This is a genomic window from Synechococcus sp. HIMB2401 (genome assembly GCF_042883245.1).
Taxonomy (GTDB): domain Bacteria; phylum Cyanobacteriota; class Cyanobacteriia; order PCC-6307; family Cyanobiaceae; genus Parasynechococcus.
On sequence record NZ_JBDJKK010000002.1, the window covers coordinates 502,098 to 518,820 of the forward strand.

The window sequence follows — 16,723 nt, forward strand, 5'->3', positions numbered from 1 at the left end:
TCGTGCGCGCCAGTCTCGCTGATGCCCTCCATCGATGACGCTTCTGTTGCGGTGGCGCTGGGGGCGAACCGACCCAGTGCGGCGGGATCGCCGCGCGAAACGTTGGTGGCGGTGCGGCCTTTGCTGGAGGATCTGCTGAGGGTCTGGTCCGATCAGGAGCTGGTTTGCCGCTGGTCATCCCTGCACGACACCGCCCCCGTAGGTGGCCCCCCGGACCAGCCTCGCTACTGCAATGCCGTGATGCTGGTGGAGGGGCTGCGAGCCTCGCCAAGCGAGGCCTCCGCACTGCAATTGCTGGATGAGCTCCAGCGGTTGGAACAGCAGTTCGGCCGCGACCGATCGCGGGAACAGCTCTGGGGGCCGCGCAGCCTCGATCTGGATCTGTTGTTCTGGGGTGAGCTGCGGCTGGAGCACCCGCGACTACAGCTCCCGCATCCACGCCTGCATCTCAGGCGTTTCGTGCTTGCGCCGTTGCTGGAAGCGATGCAGGGCTCGGCTGCACCGTGATCACCTGATCGGCCTGGGCCAGGAGCTCCGGGTCATGACTGCTGATCAGCATCAGCCGTTGCTCGGTGCGTTCGCGAATCACTGAACGAACCTGCTCAGCGGCCTTGGCATCGAGGAAAGCGGTGGGCTCATCGAGCACCTCCATCGGCTTGTCGCGCAGCCAGGCGCGCAGCAGGCCGAGCCGGTGAATCTCGCCACCTGAAAACGGATCCTGCGCCAGGGCGAGCGGTGCATCCAGCCCGCCCTGGCGCTGAAGCAGGTGGGCCAGCCCCAGCCGTTGTAGCCAGGTCTCGATGTCGTCTTGGTGGCGATTCGCCCCCAGCAGCAGGTTCTCGCGCAGGTTGGCCTCAAACAGCACGGCGTTCTGGGGCGCGTAGGCGATCAGCTGGTGCATCTGCCGAGCGCCGGCCAGCCCGCTCAGCGACCAGCCCCCCCCACTGCAGCTCAGCTGCCAATGGCTGTCTTCTTCGCGCAGCAACCCGCAGATCCGATCGAGCAGGGTGGTCTTGCCGCTGCCGGAGGGTCCGGTGATCGCGACCAGTCCGTTGGCGCGCAGGCAGAGGGAATCCAGGCTTTGTGTTCCGTCATCACGACGGCTCCACTGCAACTGATGCCAGCGTTGACGGCTGAGCCTCGACAGCGTGTCGTCAGTGATGGTGAGGTCGCTGGCTTCGCCTTGGCGGGGGATCAGTTGAGCGCGCCGTTGCCGCAGTGCTTCATAGCCCGGCAGGTTCCCCAGGCAGAGCCGGCGGGCCTGCACCACCGTGCTCAGCGAAGCGCTGGCGCGGTAGGCCAGCACCAGGGTGGTGGTGAGCGCTTCGGCGGTCAGGGACTCCCCCTGAAGCAGCATCCACAGACCGGCGACGGCCACCACCAGGGTGTCGCGCCAGGCGTTGAAGCTGGCCCGGCGGCGCACCCGTTCCCGCAGCAGCCAGCGTCCTTCGGCGGTTTCCCTGGCGAAGCGCTGAAGCAGCCAGGCCTCCGCCGTTGCTGCGCGCAGGGCCTTGAGGCCATGCAGCCCATCGCCGACGGTGCGTTGCAGGGCGGCATTGAGGCGGCTCTGTATCCGCCCCAGTCCCCAACTGCCGGAGCGCTGCAGCAACGACGCTGCCGTGGTGGCCAACAGGGCCAGCAACAGCGGCCAGGCGGTGGCCTGGCCCACCAGCAGCACGCTGGCGAGGTAGATCGCCATCGCCAGAAGCGACTGCCCCATGCGCACCGCCTGATCCAGGCTCAGTGCCGTGCGGTTGATGTCGGCCATCAGCAGGGCGAGCAGCTCACCGCGTCCCAGCCGGTCGAGTTGGGCCGATGAAGCCTCGAACACTTCATGCAGCAGCTGTTGCCGAAGTCGATCGGTGAAGCCGGAGCGCAGCCGTTCCCGGTTGATGTCGACCTGGGCCTGGATCAGACCTCGCAGCAGGATCAGGCCGACCAGCAGCCCGAGGCTGGCGGCAATGGGAAGGCCGCCGATCAGGGGTGCGGCGTCCGTGCTGGAGCCTGATCCCAGCAGCAGCGTTACCGCTAGGCCGAGGCCGCCGATATCGAGCAAGCTGTTGAGGGTGCTCAGGCCACTCAGCAGAGCCAGATGGCGCCATCCCGCCTCAAGGGCCAGGGCCTTGAGCAGCTGGACCTGGCGCCGACGGGGCAGTGGTTGCGGGCCTGTTTCGGTCAAGGCAGACGACACGGGTGCTGGGTTTACCCGCCATGCTGGGCCCTAGCAATGCCCTTGAGCCATGGCGCCCCTGCCGTCGCCGGAACCGTTCGAGCTGCTGGACACCGTTGAAGTGGTGGATGCTCGCAAGCTCCGTTTCGAGCGCAACAGGATCAAGTTGCCGATGGGTGTCGAGGCCACCTTTGGGATGATTCGTCACCCAGGCGCCTCTCTGGCGGTGCCGATCACCAACGATGGCCAGGTGGTGTTGTTGCGTCAATACCGCTTTGCGGTTCAGGCCCGCCTGCTCGAATTCCCTGCCGGCACGCTTGAAGATGGCGAAGATCCACTGGAATCGATGCAGCGGGAGCTGGGGGAGGAAGCCGGCTACAGCGCTGCGCAGTGGGATGTGCTGGGGCCGATGCTTCCCTGCCCTGGTTATTCCGATGAAGTGATCCATTGCTTCCTGGCCCGGGAGCTCACGCCCTTGGAGAACCCGCCAGCCGGCGATGACGACGAAGATCTGGAGGTGGTGCTGATGAGCCCAGCTCAGCTGGATGCAGCATTGGCCTCGGGCGACGAATGGCTCGATGGCAAAAGCGTGACCGCCTGGTTCCGTGCCAAACAGCTTCTCGGCCTCTGATGACCAGCTCCCGCGTTCTGTTTTGGCACCGCCGCGACCTGCGCCTGGCGGACAACCTTGGTTTGGTGGCTGCTACAGACATCAGTCCGGCGGTGACGGGGGTGTACGTGCTCGACCCGCAGCTGATCAACCCGCCGGATCATCTGCCGCCGATGGCGCCGGCCCGGCTGTGGTTTCTGATCGAGAGCCTGGTGGAACTGCAACGGCGCTGGCGGGAGGCCGGAAGCCGGTTGCTGATTGTCAAAGGAGACCCGGTGGCGTTACTGCCGCAGTTGGCCCAGCAGATCGGTGCTGATGCTGTGGTCTGGAACCGCGACGTCGAGCCCTATGCCCGTGAGCGGGACCGCCAGGTGGCCAAAAAACTGCAGGCCGATGGCCGCAAGGTTTTGGTGGATTGGGATCAGCTGCTGATCGCTCCGGAGCTGCTCAAGACCGGTGGTGGTGACCCATATCGCGTGTATGGCCCGTTCCTGCGCAACTGGCGCGGCCAGGTGCTGGCCAAGCAACCCAGCACCGTTGCTGCCCCCACCGGGCTGGTGGATCTTGATCCCGCTCAAGTGCCGGCCGGAGATCCGCTCGCGGATCTGAGGGAGAGCCATGGTTTCAAGGGCGCCGAGATCTGCCCTTGTCGTCCTGGAGAAGCGGCGGCCCTGGAGCAACTCACGAGCTTCTGTGATGGGCCGCTGCTCGGCTATGAGCCTGATCGCAATTTTCCAGGAACATCAGGCACTTCTTATCTCAGTGCGGCCCTGAGCATCGGCACGATCAGCCCTCGCCAGGCCTGGTGTGCCGCCCAGGACTCCCGAGAGCAAGCCCGCAGCGAGGAACACTTGCAGGCCATTGCAGTGTGGGAGCAGGAGCTGGGCTGGCGCGAGTTTTACCAGCAGGCTCTGTTTCATTTCCCGGAACTGGCCGATGGCCCCTACCGCGAGCAGTGGCGCCGCTTCCCCTGGGAGAACAACGAGGACTGGTTCGACTTCTGGAAGGAGGGGCAGACCGGAATGCCGATCATCGATGCCGCCATGCGTCAGCTCAACCAGACCGGTTGGATGCACAACCGCTGCCGCATGATCGTGGCCTCCTATCTGGTCAAAGACCTGATCTGCGACTGGCGCTGGGGCGAGCGCGCCTTCATGGAACTCGAGGTGGACGGTGACCTGGCCGCCAACAACGGTGGTTGGCAGTGGAGCGCCAGCAGTGGCATGGACCCCAAGCCCTTGCGCATCTTCAACCCCGCCACCCAGGCCTCCAAATTCGATTCAGCTGGTGACTACATCCGCCAGTGGGTGCCTGAGCTCCGCCATGTGAACACAAAGGATCTGCTCAGCGGTGAGATAGGAGCTCTCGAGAGACGCGATTACCCCGAGCCTCTCGTGAATCACAAAACCCAGCAGGCCAGGTTCAAGGCGCTTTACGCCACCATCCGGTCCTGATCACGGTCGTCGCCGCGGCGGAATTGAGCTGGTGTGTTGTATCCCAGCAACTGGCGCACGGTGTCGATCACTGCCTGTTGCTGGTCGACCGTTAGCTCCGGGAAGATCGGCAGGCTCAGCACCTGGCTGCAGAGCTGTTCTGTAATAGGCAGTGATCCCTGCTTCAAGCCCAGGTGGGCGTAGGCCGGCTGCCGGTGGATTGGAATGGGGTAGTAGATGATCGTGCTTACCCCACGCTCCTGCAGGGTCTGCTTGACCCAGTCGCGACAGCAGCTCTCGGGGATGCCGTGGCGTGCACTGGTGCTGGAGGGATTGCAGCTGGCGTTGCAGAGCGGCTGGCCGGTGGGGCAACTGCCGATGCGCACCACGAACTGGTTCCAGCTGTGACCGTCGTCGGCTGTCGGCAGGGTGAGCCCGTGGAGATCGCCAAGGGCATCCCGGTAACGCTCGGCAATGCTGGTGCGTTTGCTGATCCACTCCTCGAGCTTCGGCAGCTTCACGTTCAGCACCGCTGCTTGGATCGCATCCAGCCGGCTGTTGTAGCCAAGGCTGGTGTGAAGGTACCGCTCGGGCATGCCGTGCACGGCCAGCTCACGCATGGCCTGGGCTAGTTGGGCATCGCTGGTGGTGACAGCACCGCCATCGCCCGCCGCGCCGAGGTTCTTGGTGGGGAAGAAGCTGAAGCAGCCCGCATTGCCGAAGCTGCCCACCGCCTGGCCCTGCCAGCGGGCTCCCGTCGCCTGGGCGCAGTCTTCGATCACCTTGAGCTGATGTCGTTCGGCAATGGCCATAAGCCGGGTCATGTTCACCGCACGCCCGAACAGGTGAACCGGCATAAGGGCCCTGGTGGCGGGGGTGATGGCGGCTTCGATCTGATCGAAATCGATCAGGTAGGTACTGGGGTCGACATCCACGAACACCGGCGTGGCGCCGACGGCGCTGATGGCCTCAGCTGTTGCGAAAAAACTGAACGAGCAAGTGATTACCTCGTCGCCGGCGCCAATGCCCAGGCCGCGCAGGGCGAGGATCAGAGCGTCGGTGCCGCTGTTGCAGCCCACGGCGTGCTCGCAGCCAACGCTGGCGGCAAAGGCCTCCTCGAAGCGTTTGATTTGCGGTCCACCGATGTACTGACCGCTGCGCAATACCTCGAGCACCGCCTCTTCGAGGTCCACACCAAGATCGTCGATCTGCTGGCTGAGGCTGAAGGGAGGTACTTGCATAAAGCAAAGCTTAAGTGGCTCAGTCGAACCACTCCGGCTCCTGTCCGGGGTTCCACTTCACATTGCAGCCCACCGAGGCGGTCTGGTCTGAATTCACCAAAGCTCCCGTCAGTACGGCCTCGAGGGCGGCCCGCAGGTCACGACCATCGAGGGGCTGATCGTTGCCGGGTCGGCTTCCGTCCAATTGGCCGCGATAGCGCAGGCTCTGCAGGCCCTCGCCATCGGGTGAAAACAGGTAGAACTCCGGCGTGCAGGCGGCCCTGAGCGCTCGGGCCAGGGTTTGCTGCTCATCTAGCAGGTAAGGGAAGCTCCAGCCATGGCGCCTGGCCTGGTCCGCCAGTTGCTTCGGCCCATCCTGGGGGTGGGTGATCAGGCTGTTGCTGCTGACGCCCACCAGCTGCACCGCATTGCTGAAGTCGAGGTCCAGCCGAGTGAGCTCGGGCTCCACATGTTTCACAAAGGGGCAATGGGCACAAAGCACCATCAGCAGCACGGGCCGTTGGTCCAGAGACCTGCTGCTCAGCCGACCACCCATGACCTGGGGAAGATCAAAATCAGGCAGGCCTGTTCCCAGCGCCAGCATCGTGGATGGTGTCAGGGCCATAAGGCGCAGGCAGATGCAGCGAATCTGCTTCAGGATGGCCACCTCGGGTGGTGATGGATGCCGCGCTTGCAACTGCTTTGGGGAGTCGCCCTGCTGCTGGGGGCCTGCGCTACTCCAAAGGAACCGCCCAGCTGGCGCTTGTTCTCTTTAAAGCGCCATTCCCCCCATGACGGGGTGGCTGTGGTCAATCAGCCCGATGGCTACGGGGTCCACATCTATCTTGAGACAGACACCAGCTTCCCGGGAGTGTGTCGTCCCCGATGGCTGCCGGATCCGGCCCGTCTGTTCAACGGCAATGGATCCACACCGTTCAGTTCCGGGTTGGCGACCCGTGAGGAGTTTTTTGATGCCGTGGCCCGGCGCGATGTGCGTGGCCTGTTGAAGAGCGAGCTGAAAGCTCTGTGCCAGGCCCGCTCTCCGGAAGACCGCTGGCAGTGGATCGAGCCGCCCCGGAACGACAAGCAGGTGGTTCCTGTGCAGCTGCCCTCACTCGAGGAGGAAGATCTGCTCACCAATCCCGTGGAGGAATTGAAGCGGGCCCGGCAGCTGCTGAGGGATCAACGGGCTGATGAGTAGCCCTCCCACACCACCGCTTCGGCATCGCGCCAGTAGCGGCTGAACCGCCCCAGCCGTGGTGGCCGCGGCAGTTCCACGAACGGTTCGGGATCCAGCAGTTCAAGCGGCAGTTCTGCGTCGATGGACTCGCCGATCCGCTCCAGGCGTGGATCCACAGAGCTGGTGCTCACCACACCATCGGCCTGATGGCGACGGGCAAAGGCCAGCACCTCATCGGCCACATCCCCCTTGCGCAGGGTGAGGGGAAGGTCGAGGGCGTTTTCGTAGAGAAAGCCGAGCCGTTTGCGGCTGATTCGTGCGTCCTGGATCCAGCGGGTGTCGAACACGAACACTGCTGGTGCCTCGGGCCAGGCATGCAGCGCTGGGTTGTTGGTACCAAGGGCCTCCTCGTGAATCCAGAGGATCGGGCGTTGAAATGTCATCGAGGAATCTCCTGCTTATCGCTTGGGACGGGCCAGGGCGGCACGGGCGCCTTCGCTGCTCCGGCGTTGGCGGTTGCGCTGCTGGTTGCGGTTGTTGCCGGTCTCCCGTATGGCCGGTATCGGGGCGAACAGCTGGCTCTCCAGTTGGTCGTAGCTGCCATCGAATGGGCAGCTGTTCGCGCTGGGGCAGCTGTCGCAGTAATGCCCGTCGCTGTAGCGCTCCAGGTTGCTGCGGTTGAAGAAGTAAGGCTTGTGGCTGAAGGTGCTGGCCACCCATTGCCAGCTCAGATGGTTGCTGGCCGGATCGCCATCCAGCAGGTGCTCCAGGAACCAGTCGGCTCCGGCTTTCCAGTGCACCCGTCGCCAGTGCACGAGCCAGGCGGCCATCCACATGCGGGCGTGGTTGTGCAGCCAGCCGGTCGTCACCAGTTGATCGCGGAAGCCATCCATGCAGGCCAGCCCCGTGCTCCCTGCGCGCACATCGGCCGGCAGTTCCCGGGCATAGGCCCCGGCGTCATGGCCTGTTTTGAACGGTTCCTGATCGTCATGGATGCCATCCCCCAGATCGAGCCACATCCGTTGCCAGAAGTCCCGCCAGCCGAGTTCGTTGATCAACTTTCCGCCCTCATCGCGGTTGCGGATCCGTGCAAACACTGAATCGCGCACCTCCGCGAGGGTCAGCACGCCGTGACGGATGTAGGGCGACAGCCCGGTGACCGCACCCTTGAGGTGATTGCGACTTTTGGCGTAGCGCCTTGCGTTAATGCGCCGCAGTTTGTCTTCGGCTGCTTCACGCCCACCGCGGATCGGGCTGAGTTCTCCCTCCGCCCCTGGGAACTCTTGCGCCAACAGGGTGTTGAGGGCATCGCGGGACGCGAATTGCCGCGGCAGGTCGCCGTTGATCGGGGGTGACGCAGCGCTGGGCACCGGCCTTTGTCAGTAAAGGAGCGGTGATCTTGGCGGGGGATGGGGGAGAATCGCGCGAATTCAACCCGTTCCGGTCTGTCCCGATGCTGCTTGATCTCACCGGCAAGAAGATTCTCGTCACCGGCATCGCCAACAACCGTTCGATCGCCTGGGGCATCGCTCAGCAGCTGAAGGCGGCCGGTGCCGAACTGGGCATCACCTACCTGCCTGACGACAAGGGCCGCTTTGAGGCCAAGGTGCGCGAACTCACCGCTCCTCTGGATCCCAGCCTGTTTCTGCCTCTGAATGTGCAAGATGCCGACCAGATGGCTGAGGTTTTCGGCGAGATCAAGGAGAAGTGGGGCGTCCTCGACGGTCTGGTGCACTGCCTGGCCTTTGCCGGCAAGGAAGAGCTGATCGGTGACTACAGCGCCACCACCGCTGAGGGTTTTGCCCGTTCCCTCGACATCAGCGCTTATTCCCTGGCGCCCCTCTGCGCCCATGCCAAGCCGCTGTTCAGCGAAAAGGCCGGTGTGATCACGCTCTCGTACCTCGGTGCTGAGCGGGCGATCCCCAACTACAACGTGATGGGCGTCGCCAAGGCGGCTTTGGAGGCGTCCGTTCGCTACCTGGCGGCAGAGCTGGGCCCCGAAAAGCAGGTGCGCGTCAATGCCATCAGCGCCGGCCCTATCCGCACCCTGGCCAGCTCCGCCATCGGTGGCATTCTCGACATGATCCACAACGTGGAGGAGAAGGCTCCTCTGCGCCGAACCGTCACCCAGATGGAAGTGGGTGGTACCGCTGCCTTCCTGCTCAGCGATCTGGCCAGCGGCATCTCCGGTCAGACCATCTACGTGGATGCGGGCTACTGCGTCACCGGAATGTGAGGCACGATGAGGGCACTGAAGCTCGGGTGATGGCACGTCAGGGAACGATCCATCGGGTCACTGGTGAAACCGACGTGAAGGTGCGTCTGGATCTGGACGGCTCCGGCCAGTGCCAGGCCAGTACTGGTGTGCCGTTTCTCGACCACATGCTTCATCAGATCAGCAGCCATGGCCTGATCGACCTGGAGATCAATGCGGTGGGAGACACTCACATCGACGATCACCACACCAATGAGGACGTGGGCATTGCCGTGGGGCAGGCCCTGGCCCAGGCCCTGGGGGACCGGCGCGGGATTCATCGCTTCGGTCACTTCGTGGCACCGCTGGATGAGGCCCTGGTGCAGGTGGCCCTGGATTGTTCCGGTCGCCCCCACCTCAGCTACAGCCTCGCGATTCCCAGCCAGAAGATCGGCACGTATGACACCGAGCTGGTGAAGGAGTTCTTCGTGGCGGTGGTCAACAACAGCGGGCTGACCCTCCACATCCGTCAGCTGGATGGGGCCAACTCCCACCACATCGCTGAAGCCTGCTTCAAGGCCTTTGCCCGGGCCCTGCGCATGGCCACGGAGGTGGATCCACGCCGGGCCGGCGCCATCCCCAGCAGCAAAGGGGTGCTGGAGCAGGCCGGCGCCAGCTGAGCGCGGCTCCGCGCTTCACAGTCCGTTACGAGAGGATGGGCGGACGTTGATCGTTCTCCCGTGACCGTTGCCCCCGCCCGCAGCTACGACCGCAGCGACTGGGCCAGTTCCTTTGTGAACGTTGAGCAGGAACTCACCGACGTGGCGCTGACCCCGGTGCGTGGAACGGTTCCGACGGAGCTTCAGGGCACCTTTTATCGCAATGGCCCCGGGCGGCTTGAGCGGGATGGGCATCGGGTGCATCATCCCTTCGACGGCGACGGCATGATTGCGGCGATGCGGTTTGAGAACGGCAGCGTCTGCCTCAGCAACCGTTTTGTGCGTACTGAAGGTTGGCTGGCGGAGGAGAAGGCCGGCAAGGTGCTCTACCGAGGCGTGTTCGGCAGTCAGAAGCCGGGTGGTCGGCTGGCCAACGCCTTTGACCTGCGCTTGAAGAACATCGCCAACACCAACGTGGTGTGTCTGGGTGATCAGCTGTTGGCCCTCTGGGAGGCGGCGGAACCCCATGCGCTCGATCCCCGCAGCCTGGAGACCCGTGGCCTGTCACGCCTCGATGGTGTGTTGAAAAAGGGCGAGGCCTTCAGTGCTCACCCCCGCTTCGATCCCGGCCACAACGGACGGCCCTCCATGGTCACCTTCGGGGTCAAGACCGGGCCCCGCAGCACCATCCGTCTGATGGAGTTCGCCACCGATGGCCCGGAGGCGGGCGCCTTGCTGCACGACCGTTCCGACAGCTTCCCCGGCTTCGCCTTCCTTCACGATTTCGCCATCACCCCCAACTGGGCGGTGTTCCTCCAGAACGCCATCGCCTTCAATCCCTTGCCGTTTGTGACCGGCGAAAAGGGTGCGGCCCAGTGCCTGGCATCTCAACCCGGCGGCAAGGGGCGTTTCTGGCTGATTCCCCGCGATTCCGGTCGCTTCGCTGGTCAGAAGCCCCGCATCCTCGAAGCTCCCGACGGTTTCGTCTTCCATCACCTCAATGCCTTTGAGGATGGCGATCATGTTGTGGTGGAGAGCATCGTCTACGACGATTTCCCGTCCATCGGACCTGATGAGGATTTCGCCGAGGTGAATTTCGACACGGTGCCGGAGGGGATCCTGCACCGTTGCCGCCTCGATCTCAGTCGGGAATCGGTGCAGACCGAGCGGATCAGCGAGCGCACCTGTGAGTTCGCCATGGTCAACCCCGAGCGTCAGGGCCTCAGCGCCCGCTTCGCCTGGATGGCGGTGGCGGAGCGGGAGAGGGGCAACGATCCGTTGCAGGCCATCCAGAAACTTGATCTGGATTCCGGGGAGACCCACACCTGGAGTGCGGCGCCCAGGGGCTTTGTGAGTGAGCCGTTGATGGTGCGTCGTCCCGGTGCTGAGGCGGAGGACGACGGCTGGGTGCTCGATCTGGTGTGGAACGGGGCCCGGGCCGCATCCGATCTGGTGATCCTCAACGCCCGTGATCTGTCGGAGGTGGCGGTGCTTGAGCTGCCGTTGGCCGTTCCCCATGGCCTGCACGGGAGCTGGGCGGCGGGTTCAGTCACGGCTTGACATAGGCCGGTCACGGTTGAGCAGGGTTTGCCGCTCCAAGCTCGCCAGCATGGGGATTCAACAGAAGGCTCGGCATGACTTCTCGACTCTGGGGCAGTGCCACGGTCGCCGTGGCCGTCCTCTCCAGGCTGAGTGCTGTGGCGCCATTCCCCCTGAGGGCTGAGGAACGCGTTTGCAATGGCACCCTGCTTCAGATCCAGGTGAACGAGCGTGGAACAAGCCGTAGCGATCGCTTTCGCTTCTCGCTCGGGCTCGACGCTGAAGATCTCAGTAAGGACGCTGCGCTGAGCGCCCTTAATGCTCGGTTGGCAGAGGCGCGTCAGGCCATTCAGCCGCTCGCCCTGGGTCAGCTCACCATCCCTGCACCCCGCAGTTACCCCGTTGGGGGAGGCGCGGCGGGATCACGACTGGAGCGGGCAAGCACCACCATCACAGGCGAGGTGAGCCGTGACGATTACGACGCGCTGATCCAGGCCGCCAGTCGCTTGCCGGGAGTGCGACTGCAGGGAATGACGTCCTTGGCCTCCAGCAACAGCCATGCCTCATTGGCTGATCAGTTGCTCAAACAAGCTCTTGAGACGGGGCGACGTCGCGCTCAGACCACAGCACGGGCTCTCGGCCTGCGCGAGGTGGAGTTGTTGCTGATTGACCAGCGGGGTTCGATCCATCGATCCATGCCGATGGTGGCGCGCATGGGGGAGGCAAGCTTCAGGCCTGGGGAGGCTCCCAAGCCCAGTCAGAACCTCACTCTCAAACTGAACTACTGCCTGCGTTGACTGGCATCGGGATCACTGGGGAGTGACCGTGGTGCGCCGCCATTCCTTCCAGGCCAACCGTGGCGCGCTCCAGAGGGTGGCCAGCACCAAGGGGGTGACCGGCACCGCGGTGATCACGATGAAGGCTTGCAGGGCATCGATGGAGGTGCTGTCCCCCAGGCCCGAGCCGATGCGCAGCAGCACCAAGGTGAGGCTGCCGATCATCAAGGCCCAGAACAGGCGCAGCAGAGCAGGGGGCTCGTTGCGGCCGCTCACCACCATGGCCGCGGCGTAACTCATTGAGTCGGCGCTGGTGCACATGAACAGCACCACCAGCACCAGGCCGATCGGAATCAGCAGACCGGCCAGGGGGAGTTGGCTGAGGATCGTGAGCAGGGCAGCGGCGGCTCCGTTCTGGGCCAGGGCTTCGCTGATGCCGCCCCCCGCCAATTCGAGATGCAATCCGGTGCCCCCCAGCAGGGTGAACCAGAGGTTGGTCACGATCGGGCAGAGGATGGCCACCGCCAGCACCAGTTCACGGATGCTGCGGCCGCGGCTGACACCGGCGGTGAACAGCCCCATCAAGGGCGCATAGCCGAGGAACCAGCCCCAGTAGAACACCGTCCAGCCGTTCACCCAGTTCGCCGGCACGGCATTGGGAGTGAGGGCCATCTGCGGCAGGTGGATCAGGTAGGTGATGAAGCCGCTGAAGAAGTGCTGCATCAGCCAGAGGCCGGGGCCCAAAAGCAGCAGGCCCGTCGCCATGCCCAGGGTGAGCCACACATTGAGCTCCGACAGCCACTTGATGCCTTTCTGAATGCCGCTGACGGTGGAGGTCGCGAAGACGGCGGTCAGCAGCACCACCACCAGGGATTGCAGGCCGGCACTGTCGCTGAGCCAGGGCAGTTGCCCTGCGGCATTGCTGAGCTGCAGCGAGAGGAAGCCCAGGGGGCCAACCGTGCCGGCGATTGCGGCCACCACAGACAACCCATCCGCCAGGTGACCGAGCGGACCATCCACCCAGCTGCGCGGAACGATGTTCACCAGCAGTGTGCGGGGACGCAGGGGTTCACCCCGTCGCTCCAGGATCGAGAAGGTGATCGTGGTGGTGGTGGCCACCAGGGCCCAGGCGAGGAAGCCCCAGTGCAGAAAACTCACCGCCAGGGCGGGATCCACCGCTGCGGCTGTGCTGCCCTCGACCCCCGCAAACACCGGTGATGGGGTCTGGAAGTGATACAGCGGTTCGGCTGCCGACCAGAACACGCCACCCCCCGCCAGCAGGGTGCAGATCAGCACTGCACACCAGTCGAAGAATTTGAGACTGGGCTTGCTCTCCCGGCCTCCAAGCCGGAGTTTGCCGACTGGGCTGATGGCCAGGATCAGCGCGATCAGAAACAGCAGCACCACCATCCACTGCCAGACCCCGCCGAGGGCATCACTGATCACGGCTTTGCCGTTGTCGGTGAATTGCTTGGCCAGCGCCAGGTCGATGGCCGACACCAGCAGAAAGATCAGCAGTGGAGCAGCCCCCACCCAGAGGGGGGGCTGGCGCCACCAGGAGCGCTGGTTCGCGGGGGTGTCAGACATCGGATGAGGGGTGAGGGGTCAGGCGCGGACGGCGGCGCGTTGGTGGCTCCAGCAGGAGAGATCCACCGTTGGTTGCTCTCCACTGGCCAGGCGTGCCAGGGAATCACCGATCAGGGGGGCGAACTTGAAGGCCTGGCCGGAGCCTCCTGCGAACAGGCTCAGCTTCGGGGTGAGCCGGTCCAGCACGAAGTTCACGTCGCTGGCCATGGAGTAAGGGCTGATCACGGTCTCCACCCGCTCCTGCACACCCTCCAGTTCGTTGAACAGGAAGGTGTCGAGTAGTTCCACCAGGCGAGCGGGTGGCTCGGTCACCATGGCGTTGGGTTCGGCGACGCGCAGCTCCCGCGGAGCCCAGTCGATGCCCGCCTTGATCCGGGGGCGGTCATCCGCCGTTTGGCTGAGGACGGGGAATCCGTAGTAGAGGCCACCGTCATCGCCGCGTTCCTGCTGGAAGCAGAACCACTGGGGGTAGCGATCGGCCAGTGCCGGGTCGACCGTGTAGTGAGCCCAGAGCATGGGCCATACCTCCAGTTTGGGTGAGAGGCCCAGAGGGGCCAGTAACAGCTGGCTCCAGATCCCGCAGGCCACCACCAGCTGTCCTGCGGCGATGTGTTCGCCGCTCTCCAGGGTGACGCCACCGCCATCGGCATCGAGGCCCGCTACGGGGCAGTGCTCGATCAGCTGATGGCCGGCATTGCGGGCGGTGTTGATCCAGTGGGCCACGACCCTGTCGCTACGCACGGCGCCGGCGGTGGGCTCGAAAAGTCCTGTGAAGCCCGGCTTCGGCTTCAGCGGGAAACGGGCCGCGATCTGGTCGGCGTTGAGGGCCTCATAGGGGATGCCCTGATCGTCCATGACCCGTCGGGCCCCAGGGATCGACCCCTCGATCGTCTCTTCATCCCAGCTTTCGCCGTAAAAGAGTAGGCCGTGGGTCTCCCGCAGTTGCTGACCGGCGTGGTTTTCTTCCTCGCGCCAGAGGCGGTTGGCCTCCTGGGCGAGACGGCAGAGCACCGGGTCGGAATACATCTCCCGGAACATCCGGGTTTCGCCATAGCTGCTGGCTTTGGCGTGGGCCAGGGTCTGAGCTTCCAGCAGCACCACATCGCGCACGCCACGGCGGGCCAGGGATGCAGCGCAGCTGAGGCCGGCCATGCCGCCGCCAACAATCACGACGGCTGCCCGGCTGGGCAGGGACGCTGTTGCGCTCATTCGCTTTCTCCAAAGCTGAGGCCGATGGGCTCGGTGGAAGGTGTTGCAGCCACCTCCTCAAGGGCTGCACCCACAGACAGGCCCTGTTCGCGCTGATTCAGATACTCGCTGGCCCGTCGGCGCACCTCATCGCGAACGAAGGCATAGACGTCCTTGGCACCAGCGTCTTTCCAGGCGTCGGGGGAGAACCGCTCGATTGAGTCGGCGATCACAGCTCCTGCATTCACCAGGGGGTCCGGCAGCACCCGCACACCGCGGCGACGCAGGTCATCCGCCAATTGGGGTTGCTGGAAGGGGGCATTGGCGGCAGGCACCACGGCGGGGGTTTTCAGCGCCGACGCCATTTCGGCGTTGATCAACCCGGAGATCGAGCAGGGCAGCAGCAGGTCAAGGTTCAGTTCCCACCAAGCGCAGCTCTCCGGCAGCGGCGTTGCGCCAGGAAAACTGGCTTTTTCTCGGTCCAGATCCACGGTGAACACGGTCCAACCGTGCGCGACGAGATGGCGGGCAACGGTGCCACCAACGGCACCGCAGCCGTGCACGAGGGCCCGGCCGGGGCGGGCGTCGTTGAGGTCCTTGTCCAGAACGGCCTCCACAGCGCCGAGGGTGCCGTGGGCGGTGGCGGTACTGGCGTCCACAGGGCTGCCGACCGCCGCCAGCACATGGGGGGTGAGCGCCGTCAGACGCTCCATGTCTTCCAGGCTGGTGTTGAGATCGCAGCCGGTGATCATCGCGCCGTCAAGCGACTCCAGCAGCTCGGCGGTGACGCTGATCAGCTCATCCTTGACGGCATCGGGTTCAGCGGCCCGGGCAACGATCTTGCCGCCGGCGAAGCCGGTGCCGTAAAGATCGTGCTTGTGGGTCATCAATCCCGCCAGTCGCTGGCCGTCTGCGATGCAGGCCTCGTCGCTGGGGTAATTGAGCACCCGCAGGCCTCCGTTGGCGGGGCGCTTGGCATCGGTGTCTTCCGCCACCACGAACACCGAGAGGTGATCGGAGACGTGTTCCGCCAGCACCGACACGGTCGGCGCTGTTTTCTTGCCGCTGCTCATCAGGCCACCTTCTCCATCATCTGGTGGTGTTCGACGTAGTCGAGGCTCCATTCGCTGGGAGCTTCGGCGATGCGCTGCTGCAGCCGCTCGAACACCGTGTCTGCTGCGGTGTCGCCGGCAGCACTGGCGAAGCTGTGGCGGCTCCAGCTGCGGATCGTCGCCATCAATCCGGCGGCGAACGTCGCGGTGTCACCGTTCTCGCTCCAGCGGCGTCGGTAAGGGCACTTCACGTAAACGGTGCGCTCGTCCACCAGCCGCAGGCCGTTGCGGTAGGCGGCGCTGCTCTCGTCCTTCAGCGGAGCCATGAACTCCTCGGGGGACTTGTAGAAGTTCAGAACCGTGCCTTGTTGGTACTGCTCCTGGCTGATCAGGCCTTCCTCGGCCATGCCCCGCCAGATCTGGTGCAGCTGGTCGTGCACGTTGCGGGTTTCGCCGCCGTTTTGGCCGAGATAGAGCCCTGCTTCATCACGGGAGAGGTTCACCGTCAGCAGGCGCCCGCCCACTTTCAGTTCGCGGCTGCGCAGCTCGAGGATGTAGTTCCAGTCCTTCATCGCCTGGGCGGTGAAGCGCTGAAGTGCGTCGGCATCACCGGACGCCAGCACATGGGTGTGGCTGTTCAGGGGGCCGGGGGAGGCGCTTAGCCAGTGCATGGCCGTGGCGGAAAAACCGAAGCTCACCGAGTTCGGCGCCACGGAGGGCTCGTAGAAGCTGCGGGCACTCACCAGCACCGTTGGTTTCGGATCCCGGGGGATCTGCAGGGCCAGATTGTTCGCCAGAGCGATGTTGTCGTTGCTCGGTAGGTCGTTGCCGATCAGCGTCAGGTGGGCCTTCGGCTGGTTGGCATGCAGGCGATCTAGTACCTGGTTCCAGAGCCCAACGGCGGTGCCGCCGTCGGCAGCTCCGTAATCGATCAGGACATGGCTGTCAGCGACAGCCAGTTGATTCACACAAGTCAGGGCCCAGTCCGAGGCGGCTTCGATGCACAGAAGAGCACCCTCGGTCTGCGCGCTGTAACCCGTGGTCATGGCGATGGCCATGGACCTCGTCAGCGGCAGGCCTCACCGTACAGACCATGCCCCGAGAGCCTTCCTATC

At 64.6% G+C, this 16,723-nt stretch carries 17 protein-coding genes; 8 read left to right on the plus strand and 9 right to left on the minus strand.

The window, feature by feature from the left end; genetic code table 11:
- Positions 1-21: 21 nt before the first annotated feature.
- Positions 22-507, plus strand: a complete 486-nt coding sequence (folK, locus tag AAXE93_RS07430; RefSeq protein WP_250397070.1) for a 2-amino-4-hydroxy-6-hydroxymethyldihydropteridine diphosphokinase — start codon at positions 22-24, stop codon at positions 505-507.
- Here folK and AAXE93_RS07435 read toward each other — a convergent pair.
- A complete protein-coding gene (locus AAXE93_RS07435; RefSeq protein ID WP_390129587.1) occupies positions 449-2,191 on the minus strand; it encodes an ATP-binding cassette domain-containing protein in 1,743 nt (580 codons plus the stop codon). The genes folK and AAXE93_RS07435 overlap by 59 nt on opposite strands.
- Positions 2,192-2,240: 49 nt before the next feature.
- Here AAXE93_RS07435 and AAXE93_RS07440 point away from each other — a divergent pair, with 49 nt between their 5' ends.
- Complete coding sequence (locus AAXE93_RS07440) at positions 2,241-2,801, plus strand: NUDIX hydrolase (RefSeq protein ID WP_115131576.1); 561 nt, start codon at positions 2,241-2,243, stop codon at positions 2,799-2,801.
- Complete coding sequence (locus AAXE93_RS07445; protein ID WP_390129590.1) at positions 2,801-4,234, plus strand: FAD-binding domain-containing protein; 1,434 nt, start codon at positions 2,801-2,803, stop codon at positions 4,232-4,234. The genes AAXE93_RS07440 and AAXE93_RS07445 overlap by 1 nt, the downstream gene beginning before the upstream one ends.
- Here the strand turns inward: AAXE93_RS07445 and AAXE93_RS07450 are convergent.
- Together AAXE93_RS07450 and AAXE93_RS07455 are read right to left on the minus strand one after the other, a co-directional pair.
- On the minus strand, positions 4,213-5,454 hold the full coding sequence (locus AAXE93_RS07450; RefSeq protein WP_390129592.1) for a DegT/DnrJ/EryC1/StrS family aminotransferase: 1,242 nt from the start codon (positions 5,452-5,454) through the stop codon (positions 4,213-4,215). The genes AAXE93_RS07445 and AAXE93_RS07450 overlap by 22 nt on opposite strands.
- Before the next feature lie 19 nt (positions 5,455-5,473).
- The gene (locus tag AAXE93_RS07455; protein WP_390129794.1) at positions 5,474-6,058 is read right to left on the minus strand and encodes a thioredoxin family protein; all 585 of its coding nucleotides are present in this window, start codon (positions 6,056-6,058) and stop codon (positions 5,474-5,476) included.
- A gap of 57 nt (positions 6,059-6,115) precedes the next feature.
- On the opposite strand from AAXE93_RS07455, the gene AAXE93_RS07460 reads away from it, so the two are divergent.
- Positions 6,116-6,634, plus strand: a complete 519-nt coding sequence (locus tag AAXE93_RS07460; protein WP_390129594.1) for a hypothetical protein — start codon at positions 6,116-6,118, stop codon at positions 6,632-6,634.
- Here AAXE93_RS07460 and AAXE93_RS07465 read toward each other — a convergent pair.
- The gene (locus AAXE93_RS07465) at positions 6,616-7,056 is read right to left on the minus strand and encodes a hypothetical protein (RefSeq protein WP_390129597.1); all 441 of its coding nucleotides are present in this window, start codon (positions 7,054-7,056) and stop codon (positions 6,616-6,618) included. The two genes, AAXE93_RS07460 and AAXE93_RS07465, sit on opposite strands and share 19 nt — an antisense overlap.
- Before the next feature lie 15 nt (positions 7,057-7,071).
- Positions 7,072-7,983: an FAD-binding domain-containing protein gene (locus AAXE93_RS07470; RefSeq protein ID WP_390129599.1), complete on the minus strand. Its 912-nt coding sequence runs from the start codon at positions 7,981-7,983 to the stop codon at positions 7,072-7,074.
- Between the two features lie 83 nt (positions 7,984-8,066).
- Between AAXE93_RS07470 and fabI the strand changes: the two genes are divergently transcribed.
- From fabI to AAXE93_RS07490, 4 genes are all read left to right on the plus strand, one after another.
- The gene (gene fabI / locus AAXE93_RS07475) at positions 8,067-8,849 is read left to right on the plus strand and encodes an enoyl-ACP reductase FabI (RefSeq protein ID WP_390129601.1); all 783 of its coding nucleotides are present in this window, start codon (positions 8,067-8,069) and stop codon (positions 8,847-8,849) included.
- 29 nt (positions 8,850-8,878) lie between these two features.
- Complete coding sequence (hisB, locus tag AAXE93_RS07480) at positions 8,879-9,487, plus strand: imidazoleglycerol-phosphate dehydratase HisB (protein ID WP_390129604.1); 609 nt, start codon at positions 8,879-8,881, stop codon at positions 9,485-9,487.
- A gap of 60 nt (positions 9,488-9,547) precedes the next feature.
- Positions 9,548-11,026, plus strand: a complete 1,479-nt coding sequence (locus AAXE93_RS07485) for a carotenoid oxygenase family protein (RefSeq protein ID WP_390129606.1) — start codon at positions 9,548-9,550, stop codon at positions 11,024-11,026.
- Positions 11,027-11,100: 74 nt separating this feature from the next.
- The gene (locus AAXE93_RS07490) at positions 11,101-11,802 is read left to right on the plus strand and encodes an SIMPL domain-containing protein (RefSeq protein ID WP_390129609.1); all 702 of its coding nucleotides are present in this window, start codon (positions 11,101-11,103) and stop codon (positions 11,800-11,802) included.
- A 12-nt stretch (positions 11,803-11,814) separates the two neighbouring features.
- Here AAXE93_RS07490 and AAXE93_RS07495 read toward each other — a convergent pair whose 3' ends face one another.
- From AAXE93_RS07495 to AAXE93_RS07510, 4 genes are read right to left on the minus strand one after another with little or no spacing between them, the layout of a single operon-like run.
- Positions 11,815-13,368 carry a BCCT family transporter gene (locus tag AAXE93_RS07495; protein ID WP_390129611.1) on the minus strand — a complete coding sequence of 518 codons (1,554 nt, stop codon included), beginning with the start codon at positions 13,366-13,368 and terminating at the stop codon, positions 11,815-11,817.
- An 18-nt stretch (positions 13,369-13,386) separates the two neighbouring features.
- Positions 13,387-14,577, minus strand: coding sequence for an FAD-dependent oxidoreductase (locus tag AAXE93_RS07500; protein WP_390129613.1), 1,191 nt, complete (start codon positions 14,575-14,577; stop codon positions 13,387-13,389).
- Positions 14,574-15,629: a Glu/Leu/Phe/Val dehydrogenase dimerization domain-containing protein gene (locus AAXE93_RS07505; protein ID WP_390129615.1), complete on the minus strand. Its 1,056-nt coding sequence runs from the start codon at positions 15,627-15,629 to the stop codon at positions 14,574-14,576. Before AAXE93_RS07505 ends, AAXE93_RS07500 begins: the two co-directional genes overlap by 4 nt.
- Positions 15,629-16,666 (minus strand): SAM-dependent methyltransferase, encoded by a 1,038-nt coding sequence (locus AAXE93_RS07510; RefSeq protein ID WP_390129617.1) that lies wholly within the window; start codon positions 16,664-16,666, stop codon positions 15,629-15,631. The genes AAXE93_RS07505 and AAXE93_RS07510 overlap by 1 nt, the downstream gene beginning before the upstream one ends.
- Between the last annotated feature and the right edge of the window lie 57 nt (positions 16,667-16,723).

Bases quoted from the DNA above. Each gene is read 5' to 3' on its own strand.
- AAXE93_RS07440 (WP_115131576.1), top strand. From the start codon at position 2,241: ATGGCGCCCCTGCCGTCGCCGGAACCGTTCGAGCTGCTGGACACCGTT.
- AAXE93_RS07460 (WP_390129594.1), top strand. From the start codon at position 6,116: ATGCCGCGCTTGCAACTGCTTTGGGGAGTCGCCCTGCTGCTGGGGGCC.
- AAXE93_RS07455 (WP_390129794.1), bottom strand. From the start codon at position 6,058: ATGGCCCTGACACCATCCACGATGCTGGCGCTGGGAACAGGCCTGCCT.
- AAXE93_RS07450 (WP_390129592.1), bottom strand. From the start codon at position 5,454: ATGCAAGTACCTCCCTTCAGCCTCAGCCAGCAGATCGACGATCTTGGT.
- hisB (WP_390129604.1), top strand. From the start codon at position 8,879: ATGGCACGTCAGGGAACGATCCATCGGGTCACTGGTGAAACCGACGTG.
- AAXE93_RS07495 (WP_390129611.1), bottom strand. From the start codon at position 13,368: ATGTCTGACACCCCCGCGAACCAGCGCTCCTGGTGGCGCCAGCCCCCC.
- AAXE93_RS07445 (WP_390129590.1), top strand. From the start codon at position 2,801: ATGACCAGCTCCCGCGTTCTGTTTTGGCACCGCCGCGACCTGCGCCTG.
- fabI (WP_390129601.1), top strand. From the start codon at position 8,067: ATGCTGCTTGATCTCACCGGCAAGAAGATTCTCGTCACCGGCATCGCC.
- AAXE93_RS07490 (WP_390129609.1), top strand. From the start codon at position 11,101: ATGACTTCTCGACTCTGGGGCAGTGCCACGGTCGCCGTGGCCGTCCTC.
- AAXE93_RS07500 (WP_390129613.1), bottom strand. From the start codon at position 14,577: ATGAGCGCAACAGCGTCCCTGCCCAGCCGGGCAGCCGTCGTGATTGTT.
- folK (WP_250397070.1), top strand. From the start codon at position 22: ATGCCCTCCATCGATGACGCTTCTGTTGCGGTGGCGCTGGGGGCGAAC.
- AAXE93_RS07465 (WP_390129597.1), bottom strand. From the start codon at position 7,056: ATGACATTTCAACGCCCGATCCTCTGGATTCACGAGGAGGCCCTTGGT.
- AAXE93_RS07510 (WP_390129617.1), bottom strand. From the start codon at position 16,666: ATGGCCATCGCCATGACCACGGGTTACAGCGCGCAGACCGAGGGTGCT.
- AAXE93_RS07505 (WP_390129615.1), bottom strand. From the start codon at position 15,629: ATGAGCAGCGGCAAGAAAACAGCGCCGACCGTGTCGGTGCTGGCGGAA.